Annotated in this window: 8 protein-coding genes; 1 reads left to right on the top strand and 7 read right to left on the bottom strand. The window is 35.6% G+C overall.

The genetic code is table 11. The annotated features are described in order from the left end of the window. Nucleotides 1-49: 49 nt before the first annotated feature. From sov to F1003_RS07790, 3 genes are all read right to left on the bottom strand, one after another. A complete protein-coding gene (gene sov / locus F1003_RS07780) occupies nt 50-7342 on the bottom strand; it encodes a T9SS outer membrane translocon Sov/SprA (protein ID WP_155088685.1) in 7293 nt (2430 codons plus the stop codon). A gap of 5 nt (nt 7343-7347) precedes the next feature. Beyond that, on the bottom strand, nt 7348-7929 hold the full coding sequence (gene ruvA / locus F1003_RS07785; RefSeq protein ID WP_155088687.1) for a Holliday junction branch migration protein RuvA: 582 nt from the start codon (nt 7927-7929) through the stop codon (nt 7348-7350). Nucleotides 7930-8084: 155 nt separating this feature from the next. After that, nucleotides 8085-10379: an NADP-dependent malic enzyme gene (locus F1003_RS07790; RefSeq protein ID WP_155088689.1), complete on the bottom strand. Its 2295-nt coding sequence runs from the start codon at nt 10377-10379 to the stop codon at nt 8085-8087. A 104-nt stretch (nt 10380-10483) separates the two neighbouring features. Between F1003_RS07790 and F1003_RS07795 the strand changes: the two genes are divergently transcribed. Further along, nucleotides 10484-12862, top strand: a complete 2379-nt coding sequence (locus F1003_RS07795) for a DUF5686 family protein (protein ID WP_155088691.1) — start codon at nt 10484-10486, stop codon at nt 12860-12862. A 2-nt stretch (nt 12863-12864) separates the two neighbouring features. Here the strand turns inward: F1003_RS07795 and F1003_RS07800 are convergent, their stop codons facing one another. The 4 genes from F1003_RS07800 to F1003_RS07815 form a co-directional block, all read right to left on the bottom strand. Further along, entirely contained in the window at nt 12865-14604 is a 1740-nt protein-coding gene (locus F1003_RS07800) for an alpha-amylase family protein (protein WP_155088693.1), read from the bottom strand. Nucleotides 14605-14609: 5 nt separating this feature from the next. Beyond that, on the bottom strand, nt 14610-15548 hold the full coding sequence (locus tag F1003_RS07805) for a carbohydrate kinase family protein (RefSeq protein ID WP_162306933.1): 939 nt from the start codon (nt 15546-15548) through the stop codon (nt 14610-14612). 6 nt (nt 15549-15554) lie between these two features. After that, complete coding sequence (locus tag F1003_RS07810) at nt 15555-16913, bottom strand: MFS transporter (protein WP_155088694.1); 1359 nt, start codon at nt 16911-16913, stop codon at nt 15555-15557. A gap of 152 nt (nt 16914-17065) precedes the next feature. Continuing rightward, nucleotides 17066-19696, bottom strand: a complete 2631-nt coding sequence (locus F1003_RS07815; protein ID WP_155088695.1) for a TonB-dependent receptor — start codon at nt 19694-19696, stop codon at nt 17066-17068. Nucleotides 19697-19778: the final 82 nt, after the last annotated feature.

The raw sequence follows: 19778 nt of genomic DNA on the forward strand, positions 1-19778 counted from the left end.
AAACAAATGTAATTTTTTAATTTCTTGTTTTCAAAATTAACGTGGAAAATTAATTTCCGAAGTTATAACGCAATGTAATTCCTGATCGTAATGAGGTCTGTGGAAATGATGTAGAAATTGCAAAGTCAGAAAAGGTGTAATCGAAATAGAAAATGGCCGTTAAATTTTTGCTGAAGGCATAGTCTGCCGTGTACTTTAGTCCCCAAATGGTCTGACCTGCCGTAACTTGATTGTTCTCTAAATCCAAATACCTTATGATGGTTTTATTATCTCTTACGGATATATCAGCACGCATGTTTAAGTCACTTTTTACAATTTGTTTTGCACCAGCAAGCGCAGAGCGAATCCTTAAATCTTTTATACGATAACCCAAGCCTAGGGTGTATTCTTTGCCTTGTATTTCTGTCATTAAATTATTATCGAAACTCAATGACAATAATCTATCGGTTTTAACCTCTGCCAAAACTTTGATGGAATTTTTCATCTCAAACTCAAGACGAATCAAAGGACTGAATTGCTCTTCTAGGTTAATATTACTATATAAGGTTTGATTTTTAAAATTACCCGATTGATCTAATGCATCGTCTGGTTGGTCACCATACGCTTCGCCTCTATCTCCAGCAACAAAATCTAAATTGGTTCTAAACTGATTAATTGTATAGCGTGAACGATAACCATGCTGAATTGAAAAACGTCTAAAGGTTTTCTTAAACCATGGAATTTTCATTAAACCAGTATATTTCAATGTCCAGTTAGGAATTGGTACATCTCTAAATGCGCTGGTACTTACTTTCTCTGGATTGGCACCTTGGTAAGCCGATAAGAACGCTGGTAAAAGTACGCCTTGACTATTTTTACCGAATCCTAACGGATAACCTTCTGCATCTGTTGCGAAGGTATTTGTTCCATAAAATTCTCTAGCCAAACGATTAGCAATAATTAGACGGTTGGCTCTAAAATCGTCAAAAGCAGCGGATTGGTTTTCATCACTTGTACTAAACGCGGTTTTTATTAGTGCGGTTGAAATATTAAAGTTACCAAATGAGTTGGTAATTAAATCTTCATATTCATCACTAAGGCCATCATTATCATTATCTAGCCCTCTAAAATTCTCAGTTATGTTCTCAGCATAGGTTCTGTTACCAATTAAGTCTATTTTTAAGTCTCTCATCGGTTCAACATTTACAGAATAATCTAATGTTTTATTGGTCACTTCTGTGTATTGCTGATTAAATTCTGGGAATGTAGTTAGCCAACCTTCTCTGGCTACTAAACTTCTAATATCTCTTTGGCTTCCAAATGTGTAACCCCAAGTTGGTCGCAGTGTACCTATAAAACCAGGTGTTGGTAAATAACCTGGTAAGAATGTACCATTGTTTTCAGTATAACCAAACTGAATACGTTTTACCATAGTTACAACATCTATCAAAGTATTATATGCTTTTTTGCCAGCACTTAATTTATTTGGATCATTTGCTTGATTATTCTTAGCATTAGGATCTGGTGTTGCTGTACGTGTTCTTGGAGTGGCAGTTCTTGTTCTCCCTCTATTTCTCTGGTTACCTTTTCTCTCTAAGCCAATGGATTTATATAGGGTCTCCATATTAAGCGTAGAATTGATGTTATGGGTATTAGAATTCTGAATGGAATGTCCCAAGTTAAATGAATCAAAAGTTCCGGGATTATCTGGATCTTCTAGTAGTAGTCCCTCATTTAGATCCGAGCCTTTTTGCCACTGAAAAGTACCATTATAGGCATAAGTAGCACGTAAAAAACTTAGAGCTGGTATTTTATAAAGCGGCACTTCATAATTAACCTGTAGCTGCTGTGTTTGAAAGTTTGGATCTCCAAAATCGAAGAAGCCATCCCAAACATTTAACTCTGGGTCTTGTCTTCCGTTGATGCGATCATCTATAAAGTAATTACGAACAATATTACTGTTTGCAGCCGTAAAGTTTAAACTTAATGCATCCGTAAGATTGTAGTTAATGACATATTGAAAATCGAAAGTGTAGTTTCTTCTAAACAATTCTTCTATACCAATATTATCTCCACCTAACTCAACTTCCCTAAATTTCTGTTTGCTAAATTGTCTATTAATATCTGTATTGACCGAAAAACTTGATGGCAATAAATTGAGGTTAAAGTCTTTTAAGATCTTCCAGTATTTACCTGTAAACAATGAATCATTCTTTTTAAAAGGTTCTATTCTAAGAGGATTAAAAGCATAATTGTAGTTGACACCTGCTCTGACATTCTGATCTAATGAATTCTCAATCTCAAAATCGCGATGTTCTACTTTATTATATGAATAGTTGAGCGTTAAATTTTCAACATCATAAAATCGTTTTTCCTTATCAGTAGTTCTTTGTTTTCTTACACCTATAAAGTTGATACTTTTTCTTTTGGTGTAATTCTCATTTACCTTAAGAATGGAATCTTGGTTGGTTGTATTATCCAACTGTGTTTGCAATTCAATATCGCGATAAAACTCATCATACTGAGGTGTAATAATTTCTTCGCTTTGCGCATAGTTAAATGGAATCTGTAAACCCCATTCTTTTGGCAACAACTGACCTAACTGTACATTAGTTACAACATCATATTGTTTTACATCTTCTCGGCTTCGCTCATTAGGTGACTGTTCGATACCTCCAAATCCGATAGTACTGCGTCGTCCTGTTGCACTTACATTTGCAAAGTCAGCAATGTTAGAATCCATACTCACTACAGCTGCCCAACCACCTTCATTATCTAACTCCGACATGCGCAACTCATTAAACCAAACCTCTCCACAAGAATTCATTCCGGTATTACCTGAGTTTTTAACACCAACCATTAACACTCTTACATCACCAAAATTAGGGTTACCCTTTATAGCGACACGCTGTTGACCCGTAGGTAATGGTGAAAATTCAGCAACTGGTGTTTCGTTTAATTGCCCATCGACCACATCATAAAACGTAGGATCTTCATTAGATAAGGATTGGTCGAAGATACCTTTGGATTTTATTTGCTGAAGGATTTCTAATGGAATATTTATTTCATTAACAGAAGGCCAGACACGTTCTTCAATTGGTAGATTACCATCAACCAAATCCGTTGGTAAAAGCGGCACTTCAATTTGATAGAAGTTTTGAGTAAAGTCGTTACCCATTCTAATAAAAGCAATCATCTCTCCTTCGTCTAGAGTTTGCCCTTCTTGTGCTTCAGCATGCAAAAACATACGCAAGTTTTTATACTGACGCATATCTACATTGATATTCTTAAAGACACCTCGAGAATCTTCTGGCTCTAGTTCACAGGCTTGGAGCACTAAAGATTGCTCGTTTTGCCTGATAATATTATTGTTATTATTTAATTCTTCACGTCTTACGCCAGGTGGAATAACATAATCACCATCATTTTCTTGTACACCAACTATGGCAACATTAAATTCTGCATCGGCACTATTGTTTGTTGGGTCGTTATCTAAGTCTAAAGTATAACGTCTCCAATCACTTCTTACCAAATCTAAAGTAGCAAATCGCAAGACCGTGTTTTCTTGAAATTCTCTCAGGTATAAACGTGCAAAACGCACAGATCTAATATCAGTAATACCTCCTATAGCATCGGTAGGTTCATTTATCGGTAATCTAAATTGATACCATGATACTTCCCGTTCGTCTCCGTTAGGCAAGGTTACAGTTCTCAACTTAACATCATTAATTTGTGGATTGTTGATATTAAGATTCGTTGGGTTCATATCAACTTCATATTGAAAATAACTATCAATGGTATTCATTGTGTTATCTCTATTAATATCCTCTACGTCTGGTTGTGTTGTAGAACCTCTGTTGGTATCCGTAAATACATCTGGCGTGTTACCTTCCTGTCCATTATATTGCTTATAACGCTCAAAAATATTTCCATCTGTATTTAAGTAATAGGTATAGTTATCTCTTGCAGGATCTTCACCAAAATTATTGGCACCATAAATTTCAGTTAACATTTGGCTTTCTTCTACATCATCGTAGCCATCATAACCCACATCTTGATTGGCACGCTCTTGCCCAGTTGTCGCAAATGTGTATATTAAGGATTGACTTTGAGGTACAACATAAGGTGCTTCTGGTTGTAGTGGATCTGGTTGTAAAAATTCGATATTTCCGTCTTCCGGAAGTCCATTTTCAAACTGTTTCTTACCATCTTTTAAGATATCTTCGGAAATATTTCCAAGGTTCACATACAGTTTTCCTCCAGAACTTGTTGGGTTATCCAAAAACGGATCTTGTACCCAAAACTCTATATATTCTACATTGGCTTGCTCAAAATCCGTAGATGTAATCTGTCTTGTAATACCTGCCCAACTTTGGTTAGGGTTCAAAGTATCATCGGTTGCATTAGGATCAAAATTATATGGCCCACGTTCTGTAGGATAGTATGCTAAATCTAAAGTATTTATTACCGATGTTTGCCCTTGTACTATATCTACTTCCGGGAAAATCTCTTCTATAAATACACGTCTGGTATACAAATTAGAGACATCATCATCTGTGATACCACCTGGTCTTTGGTTACTGTAAAAAATAGGGTCAATGGTGTACCAGTTTAAAAATGCTCTACCATAACCATTTTGTATCCCATTGTCGTCATTTCCTGGTATAGTTCCTGGTAATTCTTTAGGACGACTCGACAAAAACCAAGATAGTGGGCTTAATAAATCGATAGAACCTTGTGTCCCTTCAAAGTCGTCAATATAAGCTGTGGCTTCACCATTGAAATCTGTTCCGTTTGGTGCACCTGGTAATAAATAAGCAAACTCACCTCTAACAGAAAGGTTAGATGGCACATCCGTATCTATATTTGGAAGCTTATTAACCATTCTGGTTAAAAATGGTACTTCAGTAGAGTAATTACCATTGAAACCAAATATAGTGTTGTTAATGGGTTCAGAATTAAAATTAGCCTTTTGTGTAATTGGTCGTTCGTTAAGGTTTAGAATTGTTGCGCCAAGAACAAAGTTTTCGTTAAATTGATGCTCTACATTAACACCTGTAAAACGTCTGGTTTGCTGTCCGAACACTGCATTATTTTCAACAGAAACGTTAATTGGTGTGTTAGATGCTTTTAAGGCTTCATCTAAAATCTCTACACGTCCTAATTGGTAATTTACTGTATAATCAATACCTTCTACAAGTAAACGTCCGCCTGCTGTAACCCTTACCGAGCCTCTTGGCACATTAAATGCACCAATAGGAATACCTCCATCACCACCACTACTTTTAAAGCGTCCTTTGATTTGGAATTTATTCTTCTCAGCTTCGTCTAAAGCTTGTGTTTTTGTGGATTTATAGAGTAAATCGTAAACATACTTTTCTTGATTCTCATTAGCGTAAGTATCTTGCTCGTAGTCTGTATCGTTGTTATTTGGGTTGCCATCATCATCTAACACATCAAATAAATAGCGACCGAATGGCTCAGCCTTAGTAAAAACAATTTTACCATTTTGTGGTATTACCGTTAAACCTGGTACATAATCAAAGAACCCATCACCACGTTCTTGTGGGTCATTATTAAAATTGAGTCGATCTAAATGAAAAATACGAAGTAAAGGGGTTTCATTGATTTCCGTATCATCTCCCGTAAATGGTGTGTTATTATCAAAAGGCGGAAAGGTTGTGCCTTCAACAGGTCTAATATAATTGACAGGAGACGCTTCTGTATAAAAAATATTCAGTCTAAAATCTTCTGGACTTAACTGAAACGCACCAGTGTCGTAGATATTTTTCATCATTAAATCCCAGATTGGCTGCTCAACAGAAGTCACAGCACTCTTTAGCATTTTTAAAACCAAACTCTGGTTATTAATTATTTGATTGCCATTATTGCCATCGCTTACTTCCGTAGCATCTACACCATCATTGGCAAATTCACCCACCTGAAATACTTCGCCACCACGCGTATACTGAAAGGCAACAGCTAAGACCTCATCATTAAGCAAACGTTGATTTAAAGAGATGTATCCTAACTCTGAGTTCAAAACATAATCTTGACCTTCTCGAAGTTTTCTTGCAGCTTCAAGCTTTCCATAATCAAACCCTTCGTCAACAGGTACTTGAACTCCAGCTTCAACATTTGTTATGTCTCTCACTGCTTCTGTTAACAATGAACCAGGACCACCAATATTGGTTGGGTCAAAATCATTGTTCTCATTATCTGGTAGAGCACCAGGATTGTTTACAAAACCCGCTGGCAAGGGCTCTAACCCAATATTTTCAGCTTCCGATTCACCTAAATCCTGAAAAGCAACCACATTTCTAACATTATCTGTTTGGTTATTCCTATTGGTTACCCAAACTTCTACCCTTGTAATCTGAAGTCCTTGGTTGTCAATAAATGGGTATTGCAATAAAGCATTATCGTAATTATCCCTAAAATAATGTGACAAGAAATAGTGTCTGTTCTCATCATAATCTCTAGCGAAAAATTCGAACTCTTCTAATGTTCCCCCTCCTTGAGCAGTCACTGATCTCGATTGAGATTGCTGCTCAGAAAAAACAGCTGTAACTCGTGTTTTACCAAACTGAAGTTCGGTTTTAACACCAAACAGGCTTTGCGCCCCAGTTATCAACGAACTGTTTAAAGGCATATTGACGTTACCGACTTCTATCTTGCGGACAATATCATCTTCTGTTGGAGTATATTCTAACTTTACTAGTTGCTGAAAGTCAAACGTAGCTTCAGTATCATAATTTGCGGTTACCTGTAAACGTGTACCGACTTTACCTAGTAAACTTATTCCTATTCTCTGGTCAAAATCAAACGTGAAATTAGTTCTATTTCTCGGTGAAAATGCCGGGTTATCTTGTTTTGAGAACAACACACCCAAGTCTACCTCTGCATAACCGCTAGGAACAATATTTATCGTATTACCACCAAAAATGGTTTCAAACAATCCCGAATTAACGTAAAACTCTGGCAATAAATTCTTTTGATCCTCTTCAGATCCTTCTTTTTGACCAGCAGCAGCATCTGCCATTCGCTTATAGTATTCTTTCAATCTTTCTTGAAGTACCAATCTCTGGAATTCCTCTGGTGTAAGAATCAAAGGGTAATTAATATTGAAACTGCCTATTTTCTCAGTATAGATGTATCGGTCTAAAATAGGATCGTAGGTGTATTTGGATTCAATACTACTGGGATTTGGCATCGTAAGTTTCCCTAATGCAAATGTGGTTTTGGTAGAATCTTGTTCAGTACCTTCTTCTTGAGCGAAGGCAAATGCACTCATTAGCATCATAAGCACTAACGAAAGGCAAAAACGTATTGATTTTAATTGAGTATAGTTAGTTTTATTCAATTGAATTATAAGTTTTTAAGAGCATCTTTAATAATTTGCTCTACTTGGGCGTCTGGTTGCGACTTTAAAATTCTATCAACTACTTTTTCAGACTGTTTTTTATTAAATCCTAAAACGTCTAAAGCAGATAACGCTTCATCTTTATTCGTATTGTTTGGTATTAGAGAAAGTTCATCAATACCATAGACTTTTAACACTTTGTCCTTTAGGTCAATAATAACACGCTGTGCCGTTTTTGCACCTATACCCTTTACACTCTGTATTAATGCCACATCCTCACCAGCAATACCTTCCTTTACCTGGTCTGGAGTTAGAGATGATAACATAGTACGCGCAGTATTTGCGCCTATGCCACTAACAGAAATCAGTAATTTGAAAATTTCTCGCTCGGTTTTAGACGAAAACCCATAAAGACTATGTGAATCTTCCCTGACCTGCAAATAAGTATATAATCTTAAATGTTCCCTATCTGGAATTTGAGAAAAGGTATGAAGTGATATATTAATAAAATACCCTACACCATTGCAGTCTATCACAACATCTGTAGGATTTTTTTCAACAAGTTTGCCCTCTAAGTGCGTAATCATAAATTTAGCTATCTCCTTAGATCAACACTAATCAAAACTTACCAAAATGCATAAAATGACAATTTTGTTTTGCCATAAAAACTTGATAAATCCGTGTCATAGGTTAAAGTCCCAAATGTAATAAAATTATTTACATTATTAGGGCAAGGCCTAGACTAAGAATGTGCTTCCCTTTGCAACTTTTTTTCGCGCTCTTGTGCATCAACTACAGCAATAGCCACCATATTTACAATTTCGTCTACACTGGCACCAAGTTGCAGTATATGTACTGGTTTGCCCATACCAATCATAATTGGCCCTATGGACTCAGCTTTGTTCAACTCTTTTAATAGTTTATAGGTAATATTGGCCGAATCTAAATTTGGAAAAATAAGTGTGTTTACTTTTCGACCTGCCAATCTGGAAAATGGAAAAATATCCTGAAGCATTTTAGAGTTTAGGGCAAAATCCATTTGCACCTCACCATCAACTACCATGTTTGGATATGTTTTATGGAGATAATCAACTGCTTCTCTCACTTTTTTAGCATCTGGATTATCCGAAGATCCAAAATTAGAATAAGAGGTCATTGCTATAATTGGCTCTATACCCAACATTTTTGCTACTCTTGAGGTCATGTAAGCAATTTTCGCCAAATCTTCTGCACTTGGATCAATGTTTATTGCCGTGTCACTTAAAAACATTGGTCCTCGCTGGGTCATCATAATATTGGTTGTTGCCACCCTTGTGACTCCCTTTGCTTTTCCAATCAGTTCTAGCATAGGCTTTAACACCTTTGGATAACTAGCAGAATATCCTGAAATTAAAGCATCTGCATCACCTTCATTGACCATCATAGCAGCAAAATAATTACGCTCTCGCATTATCTTTTGAGCAGAATACTTGGTCACACCTTTACGTTTTTTCTGCATCCAATAGGCCTCTGCATATTTATTTTTTCGTTCTAGCTCTTCATCAGATTTAGGGTCAATAATTTCAACTTCAGCCTCAAATTCTATCTCCTTCATTAAAGACGAAATCGTATCTTTTCTTCCTAAAAGTATTGGAATGGCTATACCTTCATCATGTGCTATCTGTGCCGCTTTAAGCACATCTAACTGATCTGCCTCAGCAAAAACAACACGTTTTGGATTGGTACGTGCTCTACTTAACAACAATCTAACCAACTTGTTATCAGAACCTAGGCGCTCTAAAAGGGCATCCTTATATTTACTCCAATCCTCTATAGGCTCTTTTGCCACTCCACTTTCCATAGCTGCTTTAGCTACTGCTGGAGGCACCTCTGCAATTAATCTAGGGTCGAATGGTTTTGGGATAATATAATCTCGCCCAAAAGTCAACCGGGTTTCATTATAGGCTAAGTTAACTTGTTCTGGCACAGACTCTTTTGCTAGTCTAGACAACGCTTTTACCGCGGCCATTTTCATGGCTTCATTGATTTTAGTAGCTCTAACATCTAAAGCTCCTCTAAAAATAAAAGGAAAACCAAGCACATTATTTACCTGATTAGGGTGGTCACTGCGACCAGTGGCCATAATAATATCATCTCTTGTATCTATGGCTAACTGATAACTTATCTCTGGATTTGGATTCGCCATAGCAAATACAATGGGATTCTTTGCCATAGACTTTAGCATTGCTGGAGTTACAATATCTGCCATAGAAAGACCAATAAACACATCAGCATTTTTCATAGCTTCATCTAAAGTATCTATTTTTCTGTCTGTTGCGAATTCAGCTTTTTGTGATGTTAAGTTTTCTCTGTCTTTTCTTATAACGCCTTTACTGTCTAGCATCACGATATTTTCCCCTTTAGCACCACATGATTGATATAAGCGCGTACAGGATATAGCGGCTGCACCAGCTCCGCTCACCACAATTTTCACATCTTCAATATTTTTTTCAGCAAGTTCAAGAGCGTTCAACAAGGCTGCTGCAGAGATAATGGCAGTTCCATGTTGATCATCGTGCATTACAGGGATATCCAATTCTTCCTTAAGGCGACGTTCAATCTCAAAGGCTTCAGGAGCTTTAATATCTTCAAGATTAATACCTCCAAAAGTTGGAGCAATGTTTTTTACGGTTTCAATGAATTCATCAACATTTTCGGTATTTACCTCAATGTCGAACACATCTATATCAGCAAATATTTTAAAGAGTAACCCTTTTCCTTCCATAACAGGTTTGGAAGCTTCTGGCCCAATGTTTCCCAATCCTAAAACCGCAGTACCATTAGAGATTACAGCAACTAAATTTCCTTTAGCGGTGTATTTATAGACATTGTTAACGTCCTTTTCTATTTCTAAGCAAGGTTCAGCCACACCTGGTGAATATGCTAGTGACAAGTCGCGTTGGGTGGCATACTTCTTAGTGGGTACAACTTTAATTTTTCCTGGTGTAGGTTTTGCATGATATACCAAGGCTTCTATACGCTTGCTTTGTTTGCTCATATTCAAATTGGATTAAGCCACAAAGATACATAATGAAAGTTGTCTGAAAATTCAATAGTTTCAAAAATTCTACGTTAATTAGTACTGTGCTAACCAAGATCTCAATGAAAAACCTCCTTTTACTAACACTTCTTTTTTTCATTACCAAGACTTTAGCGCAATCCCAGAAAAAACTAATTCTTATCAATGATACTACAGAAGAAGTTGTGCCATTTGCAAATATTCTTTTTAGCAAAGTAGATTACAAAGGGACCTCTTCAGACATTGACGGAGTATTTTATGTACCAAAAACTATTGAAAGTATAACTATAAGTTATGTTGGCTTTGAAACAAAAACATTGAGGGTAAGTGATATTTCTTCTCAGATTATACGATTGAAGCCTGAAGCTAGCGCGTTAAACGAAGTGGTTATAGATGGTGAAAACCCTGCACATCGCATTATTAGGAAAGTCGTTGCCAATAAGACACTAAACAATCCTGAAAATTTAAATTCATTTACTTATGAGTCTTATGACAAAATCATCATAACATTAGGTAAGCCAAAAGAAGGAACAAAAGCAAAAAGTGATACCATACGAGAAAAAATGGATAGTATCATGAAAGGCTCTCACTTTTTCATCACTGAAACGTTGGCTAAGCATAAATATTTAAAGCCTCGTTTCTCAGAAGATAGTGTCATTGCCACCAGGTCTTCTGGTTTTAAGAATCCTAAGTTTGCTATGCTGGCTAATAGTTTTCAGCCGTTTTCTTTTTATAATGAGCACATCGAATTGTTTGAGACCAATTATTTAAATCCTATTTCTAAAGGCAGTACGCGTAAATATAAATTCAGACTAAAACAAGAGTATATTCAAGGAACAGATACCGTTTTTGTAATTTCGTTTGAGCCTAAGGCCAATCGTAATTTTGAAGGCTTAAAAGGTTTACTTACCATCAACTCTAATAAATATGCCGTGCAAAGTGTGGATGCTACAACGTTTAATTCGGGTAAATTAGATGTTACGATTCAGCAAAAGTATAAGCATGTTGCTGATAAACATTGGTTCCCTGAACAGTTGAATTTTGAAATTAATGTAGGAGAGGGCTTTGGGAGTGTTTCCTATATTGGTAAAAGTTATCTCTCTAAAATTAAACCCAATACTTCTCTTAATAAAAAGGATTTTCCGTTGGTATCTGTAACGTTACCTGAAAATGCAGGTTCAAAAAATGATTCATTTTGGAAACTAAACCGAAGAGATACACTAAACACCAATGAAAAGCGCACCTATGTTTTTATAGATAGCATTGGTGAAAAGATTAAGCTCGACAAGATGTTTGATTTACTTCCTAGTTTAATGAAGGGTCGGTATCCTTTAAAGTACGTGGATATTGATATTACTAAATTTTTTATAGCTAACAAATATGAAGGTTATAGGCCAGGATTAGGGCTTTACACCAATGACGACATCTTTAAAAATGTATCAATTGGTGGTTACGCTGGCTATGGTTTAAAAGACGATGCTTGGAAGTATGGAGGAGAGCTATTGATTAATGTTCCAAGTAAAAAAGATATTACCATTAGTTTAAAGTATATGAACGACCTTAAGGAAGTAGGAACCTTGTCAGATAATAGGTTTAACGAAATTCTTTCCTTTCGTGATTTCTTAGCTAGCCAAATGGATGGTATTGAGTCTTATAGCATAACGACCGATATGAAACTTTTTAGAAACCTAAATTGGACACTTGGTTTTAATACAGCAGATGTTACTCCGCTTTATGAGTATATGTTTTTAAACAATGGAAATCCAGTAACAAATTATACTAACTCTGAATTAAATATCGGTATTGGTTATCATGCAAAAGAGCAATTGGTCAACAGTTTTGGAGTCATTGGGAGAATGCCCAGTGATGCACCAATACTCAATTTTTTATATTCTCGCGGACTTGGAGGCACCTTAGATGGTGATTTTAGCTATAACAAATTTAGATTTACATTAGACCACAGTTTTATCACGAAAGGCTTAGGTAAAACGACGTATCGTCTAGATTTAGGCTATTTAGATAAATCACTTCCTTATGGTTTAGTGTTCACTGGTGAAGGAGCTTTTGAGAGAGATCTTCGATTTGTGGTCAGAAATTATTTTCAGACCGTAACACCTTATGAGTTTTTATCAGATAAATACGCACACCTATTTACAACACATAATTTTGGGCGCTTATTCAACAACAAAGGTTATTTGCAACCAGACGTGATATTGCATAATAATTTTGGGATTGGAAGTTTATCAAATCCAGAACATCATCAACTCATCGGTTTCTCAACCAAAGAAGAACTTTTTTTAGAAACCGGATTGGAATTGCAAAACCTTATAAAGTTACCATTATTTGATCTTGGCTATATGGGAATTGGTGTTGATGGCTTTTACCGCTATGGGTTTCATAACTTAGACAAGTTTGATAATAATTTTGCTTTTAAATATTCGATGGGATTTAGTTTTAAGTAAGATTAAAAACTAAGTCGTATTTCTTTATCATCTTCATCATTGCAACTAATAACAAACTTATACGTTTTTAAATCTGCTTGCAAATGAGCATAATGACTTTTGTTCCTCCACTTGATATTAATATCTAATGATGAGCTTTGCTCAATTTCTATTTCACCACTAAAGGCTTTTGAAGTGTTTCTTAGTTTAATTAGTTTCAACTGATTTAAAACTATATCTTTTTGCAAACCGTCTTCTATCAGCTTATTAGTTAGTGTCGTTCGGTTTATTTCTTTGTGACCACCTTCACCTGCGCGCTCCACAGCTTCATAATCATTTGCACCAGCAAACAAATCGAGATACCAAATTTGTGGAATACCTGGCATAAATAATTGAATAGCCCTTGCCAACAACAATTTCTCTTCACTTTCACCTAATGCACTAAAGTAAGTAGCATTCACTTGGTAGTACGAAATTTTATTCCCTTCAGAATCATACAGGTTTTTTACTCGACCACCTCGATCAAGGATGAGATTCATTAGGTCTTCGATTTCATCATCTAAAAGCAATCCTTTGTTGTAAATTCCGTTAATCTCTTTTCCTTTTAAATCAAGAACAGGAATACCATCGTGGCAACCCAGCATATTTACTGTTCTGTAACCATTTTCAATAATTTCGTTTGCCCATTTTATAAGAGCTCCATTACTTCCCTTCTCTAAGGTGTGAATAATCAATCCTGGCAAGAAAAAGTCGTAAATTTGGTAGCCGTGATTAGCTACTTCTTTATGTAAAAATAAGCCGTATTCTGCGTGAATTTCTGGTAATAGCTTTAAATCATTTTTATCCGCTATCCCTTTTATTCTACTGAGATAATCCCAAGTGCCAGGAACATTAAAAAAATTGGTTTGCCCAACTTCCTTGTGCAAATATGCAAAGGCATCTAATCGTAAAACTTCACAGCCATAACTCTTTACCTTAGCCAAGGTTTCTTCATAAAAATCCCACACCAATTCTGAGTTGGCATTAACGTCCATTTGTCCTAAATAGGTGCAGTTTCTTTCGACAAGATTTAATATTTTCTGATTGGTTTCTTCACTTTTAAGAAAATTTAAATCATTAATAGGTGCATTATTTTCAATAGCTGAATTGACCTTTTTTACAACAACTTCTTTTTCTGTTTCGTCCAATTCCTGAATTTCTGCTAAATCTGAAGTATTTAGTTTATTGAATATAATTTTTTGATAAAACGTATTCCAATACGGTTGTTTTGAGCCATCAGGAAACGGTACTTTTAAGATTGGTAAACCTGATTTTCTCATAAATAACTTATTGAGAAATTCTTCTTTTGGAATTATGATTCCGTCGTCATTCATTGTGCCGTGACCTTCCCAAAAGCTATTCCAATTGATAAAGAAATCTTTGTACTTGGAATCTTTTCCGTTTTTGAGCAAATCCTTAAACTGAGGTGAAGCAACGGACAGATGGTTCAGTACAATATCGAATTTCAATTGAATATTCAACTTTTCTAATGCTGCTAAATCGGCATCCGACACTAACTCTTTGTTGATGTTATAATCAATAATGGAAAAACCTCTATCTAAATCACTATTGAAAAATGTTGGTAGTATGTAGAATAATGAAAACGCATCCTTAAATTCAGGTCTTTGCAACATTTTAATAGTGTCGCTTAGTTTGTTGCCAATACTATCTGGATAAGCATTGAACATTACTCCATTGTTTTTCAGTGCGGTTTTAGTACTCATAATTTTTAGAGTAATTTGGAAAGAATATCAATATTATCTGGCAACCTACCCACATTTTGAAGTTTTAAAGATGCCAGTTGTAAGGCTACTTCTAAACATTTTTTAGTTGGTTTTTCTTTTATATAAGCAAACAAAAACCCAGACCAAAATGCATCGCCTGCACCTGTGGCATCCATTACATTTTCAACTTTTATAGCTGGTAATTGTATAACACCTTTACCTTTTTGAGATAGTTTAACTCCTTCACTTCCCAATGTTAAACATATGGTGTCCACGCCTTCATTATGGAAAAATTCAAAAATCTCATTGTGAGGTAAACTACGCTTAAAGAGTCTAAGCATATCGTCTTCGCTAATTTTTATAAGCGGATTGAATTTACAGTAAGCTTTAATTACGTTAAGCGCTTCATCTTTATTATCCCAAACCTCATCAGCATAATTAATATCTATGCTTAACTGACACCCTAAGTTATAGGCTTCTTCTGCCTTTTTTAAGATGGTGGATTGCGCAGGATTTTTACTAAGAGCAAAACAGGTCGTGTGAAAAATACTGGTTTCCTTTAATAATTCTGTTGAGATTTGATCTTCAGAAATACAATAATCTGCCTCACGAAAGGGAATAAAATCCGGTGTTTTCTTTGATCTTGAAACAAAAATTACACTAGTTGGCTTATTAGAAATTTTCTTTACTGAACTCGCTTGAACTCCAACTTCATTAAGTCGTTTAAAAATATATTCCCCAAAACCATCATTGCCAACCGTGGCAACCATTTTAGCGTTTAATCCTAGTCTAGCGGAATTCATAGCTACATTTGTTGGCGAGCCGCCCAAGTACCTATGATAATCCCTTGTATTGTTGATTAAAACATCTTTTTGATGGCCAATAAAGTCAATCAAAACTTCACCAACGCATAAAATATCTATATCTCTATTATTTGCTTTCACAAAAATTTATTCTTCGTTATTATCAAAAATATCTATTTCGCTCAAATCATCGTACAACTCAGATTCTGGCTGCTTTAAGCGTAATGCCAATAACCCAGCAATAATAAAAAACACACCACCAAACAGTATTGCCTTAACAGCACTATTGCCTAAAAGATTTTTTACAATTGGTCCAAAAGTTAAGGTTTGAATTCCCATTGGGATCACAATCATCATATTTAAAATTCCCATATATACACCACGGCGTTCTTGAGGGACAATTTTTGAAACCATTGTATATGGAATTCCCATCATTGCAGCCCAGCCAATTCCAAAAAGTACCATTGGAAACAACACATAGGTTGGATCTTGAATATTTGGAATAGACAACATGGCGATACCAGTTAAAAACAAGCTAAATACATATACTTTCTTTCCTCCCCATTTTAATGCCAATGGCACTAAAGCCAATGCGAATACTATAGTTGAAATATTATAGGTGGTATTCATCTTAGCCGCTTGACTCAAGGCTTGGGATTTATCAAAGCTTAAACTCTCTTCAAACATTGGTGAGATAAACTGCCAATAGATAAAAAGTGCATACCATTGAAAAAGATATACCGCAGAAAGTTTCCACATAAATTTTGGCATATCCTTTACAGCGTCAACAATTTCCAGAAATGGTGTTTTAATGCGCTTTGCTAACGGTAGGCTTTTATGTTTTTCTATTTCTTTTAATTCTTCATCCTCTGGCGGAATTTCCGGTGTTTTTAAAACTGACCATAAAATTGTAGTTACTGATAAAATTGCTCCGATAAAAAATGAATAGTACAACCATTTTGGAATGGACTTTACACTTTCATCTACCACCTCTTGTCCACCAAACCAATCTTGAAAAAGAAATATGGAAGCATTTGCCAAAACGATACCAGCACCAACAAATAAACTTTGCATCTGATATCCAAAGCTCAATTGTTTATTCGGTAATTTATCACCAACAAAAGCTCTGTAAGGTTCCATGGCCATATTGTTGCCCACATCTAAAATCCACAATAGACCTACAGCAAACCACAAAGCTGGACTAAATGGAAAAGCAAATAAACACAGGCTACCAATAATTGCTCCTATTAAAAAGAAAGGCTTACGTCTTCCCCATTTTGGTGACCAAGTCTTATCCGATATTGCTCCAATAATTGGCTGAACTATCAATCCTGTTACTGGGCCTGCAAGATTAAGAAGCGGTAGGTCTTCTGGGCTGGCACCTAAAAAAGAGAATATTGGATTAACGGCAGTTTGTTGCAATCCAAAACTGAACTGAATTCCTAAGAATCCTACGTTCATATTAAATATCTGCCAGAAACTTAGTGTTGGTTTTAACCTTCCCATAATTTTAGATTTACTTAAAAATACTATTTAAAACCTCTGTTTATAATCAATAGTTAAAAAAAGAGCCAATGATAAAATAATATTAACACTGACTCTTTCACCAATCAATCAAACTTAGAAGTTAATTACTTAGACTACTCAAGTAATTTTTATTAAAAACTATAGCTCAATCCTAGTGAGATAGACCTTCCTGGTACTGGTCTAACTCTTAGGAAATTTGTCTGTCCTTCTACAATACTTCCTTCTTCGGATTCTGTTATACCTAACGTATCGAATATATTGTTTGCAGAAAGATTTGCTTTTAGGTTTTCCGTTATACCTACATTGATAAAACTGTTTATGATAACAAAACCTGGTAATACCAACTCATTATTGTCTTGTGCAAATGCTTTGCTCTGACCAATAAAGCTGAGGCCAACTGAGTTTTGTTTTTCATTTCCAAAGTTATAAGTTGGAATAAAGTTGTAGATAAAGTCTGGTTGTCTACGAGGAGTGTTGCCATCATTATCTCCTGAAGTAATTTCTGCATCAGTAAAGGTTAATCCACCTCTAAAACCAAAATCATTGACTCTATAAGTTCCCTCTATTTCTAGACCAAACGATTTATAATCATTTTCTATAACGCTGTTGGTAGTTGCTTCAAAACCGCCTTCTTCAGTCGTATTTGCGAAGAACAATGTTGCATATAATGATCCGTTCTCAAAGCCTCTTTTGTAACCAAATTCAGCTTGATTTATAAAATCCAACGCGTTAATGGCATCACTATCCGTGAAATCTAAACCAGTAAATAAAATACGGTCTGCTTTGGCTGAACCACCTCTACTGTATCTTGCAAAAACAGCTTGGTTATCTTGAAGTTTATAATTAAGACCTATTGAGTAAGACACGTAATCGTAATCATAATTTACCGTAGTTGGGTTTGCCAAATCAATAGACTGTACTGTTTCTTCTGGCTGGGAAATTTCACCATCGTTATTGATATCAAAAACAGAAGTTACTGGACCTGAAAATGTTCCGTCAACTCTACCCTTATCAAAACGGATACTCGCATCAATATTTAATTTTTCTGAAGCCTCAATACCAACCGCCAAATATGGTGCAGAAGTATTATAACGCGTGTCATAATTTCTTTGACAGCAGTTCCCGAAAAATGCTGCTCCGTAGCCCACAAGTCCATTTACCGATAGTGGTTCACCGTTAGTATCCAATGCATCAATAAGCCTTGCTTCATCTCCAACACCTTCAAGCAAATAAGAATTCCATAACCAAGACATAGATACATTTTGCATCGCTTTAAAAAATCCTGCGGTAATATTGAAATTATCAAACTTCTTTGTTAAACGAATATCATTCATAAAGTTATTGAAGTTGTTCAATTTTGTGTCAAACAGAACCACTGATGTAATAATTGAACTACCATTAACAGCACCATCACCATTTGCAAAAGCAAGAGCATCGTAACCTCTATCGGTAGCAAAATCACTCGCCAAAAAGTCTGAGGCAGTCTGTACACTCGCTGGGAAAGGTGAATTAAAACCACCACTGTTAGACGAGAATCTACCGTTATTTGTAACCTTGTAATCATTACCTAAATCAAAAGATAACTCCATACCAATAGATGTTGAAATTGGATTCATCCCATCAGAAATATCAGAGCTTCTTAATTGTCCATCTTCTCCCAAACCAACACTTTGCTGTAAATATGGTGTGTGTAATGTTTGGTTGTTGGCATCAAAATTTGGAATGTTTTCAAAATTAGGATCATCATTAGTGCCTGTTACCTGAATTGGGTTTGGCAAATAAGCAATAGCTCTATCATTAAGATATTTTCCGTAAAGTCTTACATAACCGTTTTCAAATTCCTTTGTTAAATTCAGTTTGAATTGCCCACCATTATTAGCGGTATATCCAGCATCTCTTATGCCTTCACCAACCCTGTAAAATCCACCCATGTGGAAATAAAGTCCTTCACCTATTGGCGAACCATAATCAAAATCAGTTCTAAAAGAATTGTAATCCAAACCAAAAGATGTTGCTAAAGATCCACCTTCAACTTTTCCTGTTTTGCTAATTAAGTTAATTATAGCACCAGGAGAATTAGACGATAATGTTGAAGCAGAACCACCTCTTATGGCCTCAATTCTACCAATGTTATTATCAAATCTTGTAAAAATATCTGCTGTAGCAAACGCTATATCACCAAACAATAATACTGGCAATCCATCTTCTTGAAGCTGTACATACTTAGAACCTCCAGAAGATACAGGTACACCACGTACCGCTATATTTGAGTTACCTTCACCACCAGAAGACTCAGAACGAATACCTGGTATTGTTCTAAATATTTCTGCTGTTGTTCTTGGTGCAGATTGCTGTATGGTCTTTGGTCTCATTGTAGTTACAGATACACTAGACTCAATTCTAGATCTCGGGTTGGTCACACCAGTAACGATAACCTGATCTAAGGATTCTGCATCTTCAGCCATTGTCACATCTACTACAACATCGGCACCATCAATGGTAACCGATTTTTTGAATGTTGTAAAACCCAAATACGAAGCGGTTAAGGTATAAGTACCATTTTCTACATTTGTTATGGTATAGTTTCCATCTATATCAGAAACAGCACCATTTGTAGTTCCGTCTAAAATTATGTTTACACCTGGTAGTGGCATGCCTTCAGAATCTTGCACAGTACCCGAAATATTGGATTGCGCAGAAACTAAAAATGATACCATGGTAAAAACAAGCAGTAAACTCAATTTGTTTTTAATCGATTTCATCTCTTTTAGTTGTTTAATTATTAGTTAAGTGATTTAATTTTTATCAAATCTACATTTATACATAAAAAATATTGAGAATTTG

Origin of the sequence: Winogradskyella ouciana (genome assembly GCF_009709615.1) — a bacterium.
Taxonomy (GTDB): domain Bacteria; phylum Bacteroidota; class Bacteroidia; order Flavobacteriales; family Flavobacteriaceae; genus Winogradskyella; species Winogradskyella ouciana.

Excerpts from the sequence above, each read along its gene's own strand:
- F1003_RS07815 (WP_155088695.1), bottom strand. The coding sequence starts at position 19,696 with ATGAAATCGATTAAAAACAAATTGAGTTTACTGCTTGTTTTTACCATG.
- F1003_RS07790 (WP_155088689.1), bottom strand. The coding sequence starts at position 10,379 with ATGAGCAAACAAAGCAAGCGTATAGAAGCCTTGGTATATCATGCAAAA.
- ruvA (WP_155088687.1), bottom strand. The coding sequence starts at position 7,929 with ATGATTACGCACTTAGAGGGCAAACTTGTTGAAAAAAATCCTACAGAT.
- F1003_RS07810 (WP_155088694.1), bottom strand. The coding sequence starts at position 16,913 with ATGGGAAGGTTAAAACCAACACTAAGTTTCTGGCAGATATTTAATATG.
- F1003_RS07795 (WP_155088691.1), top strand. The coding sequence starts at position 10,484 with ATGAAAAACCTCCTTTTACTAACACTTCTTTTTTTCATTACCAAGACT.
- F1003_RS07800 (WP_155088693.1), bottom strand. The coding sequence starts at position 14,604 with ATGAGTACTAAAACCGCACTGAAAAACAATGGAGTAATGTTCAATGCT.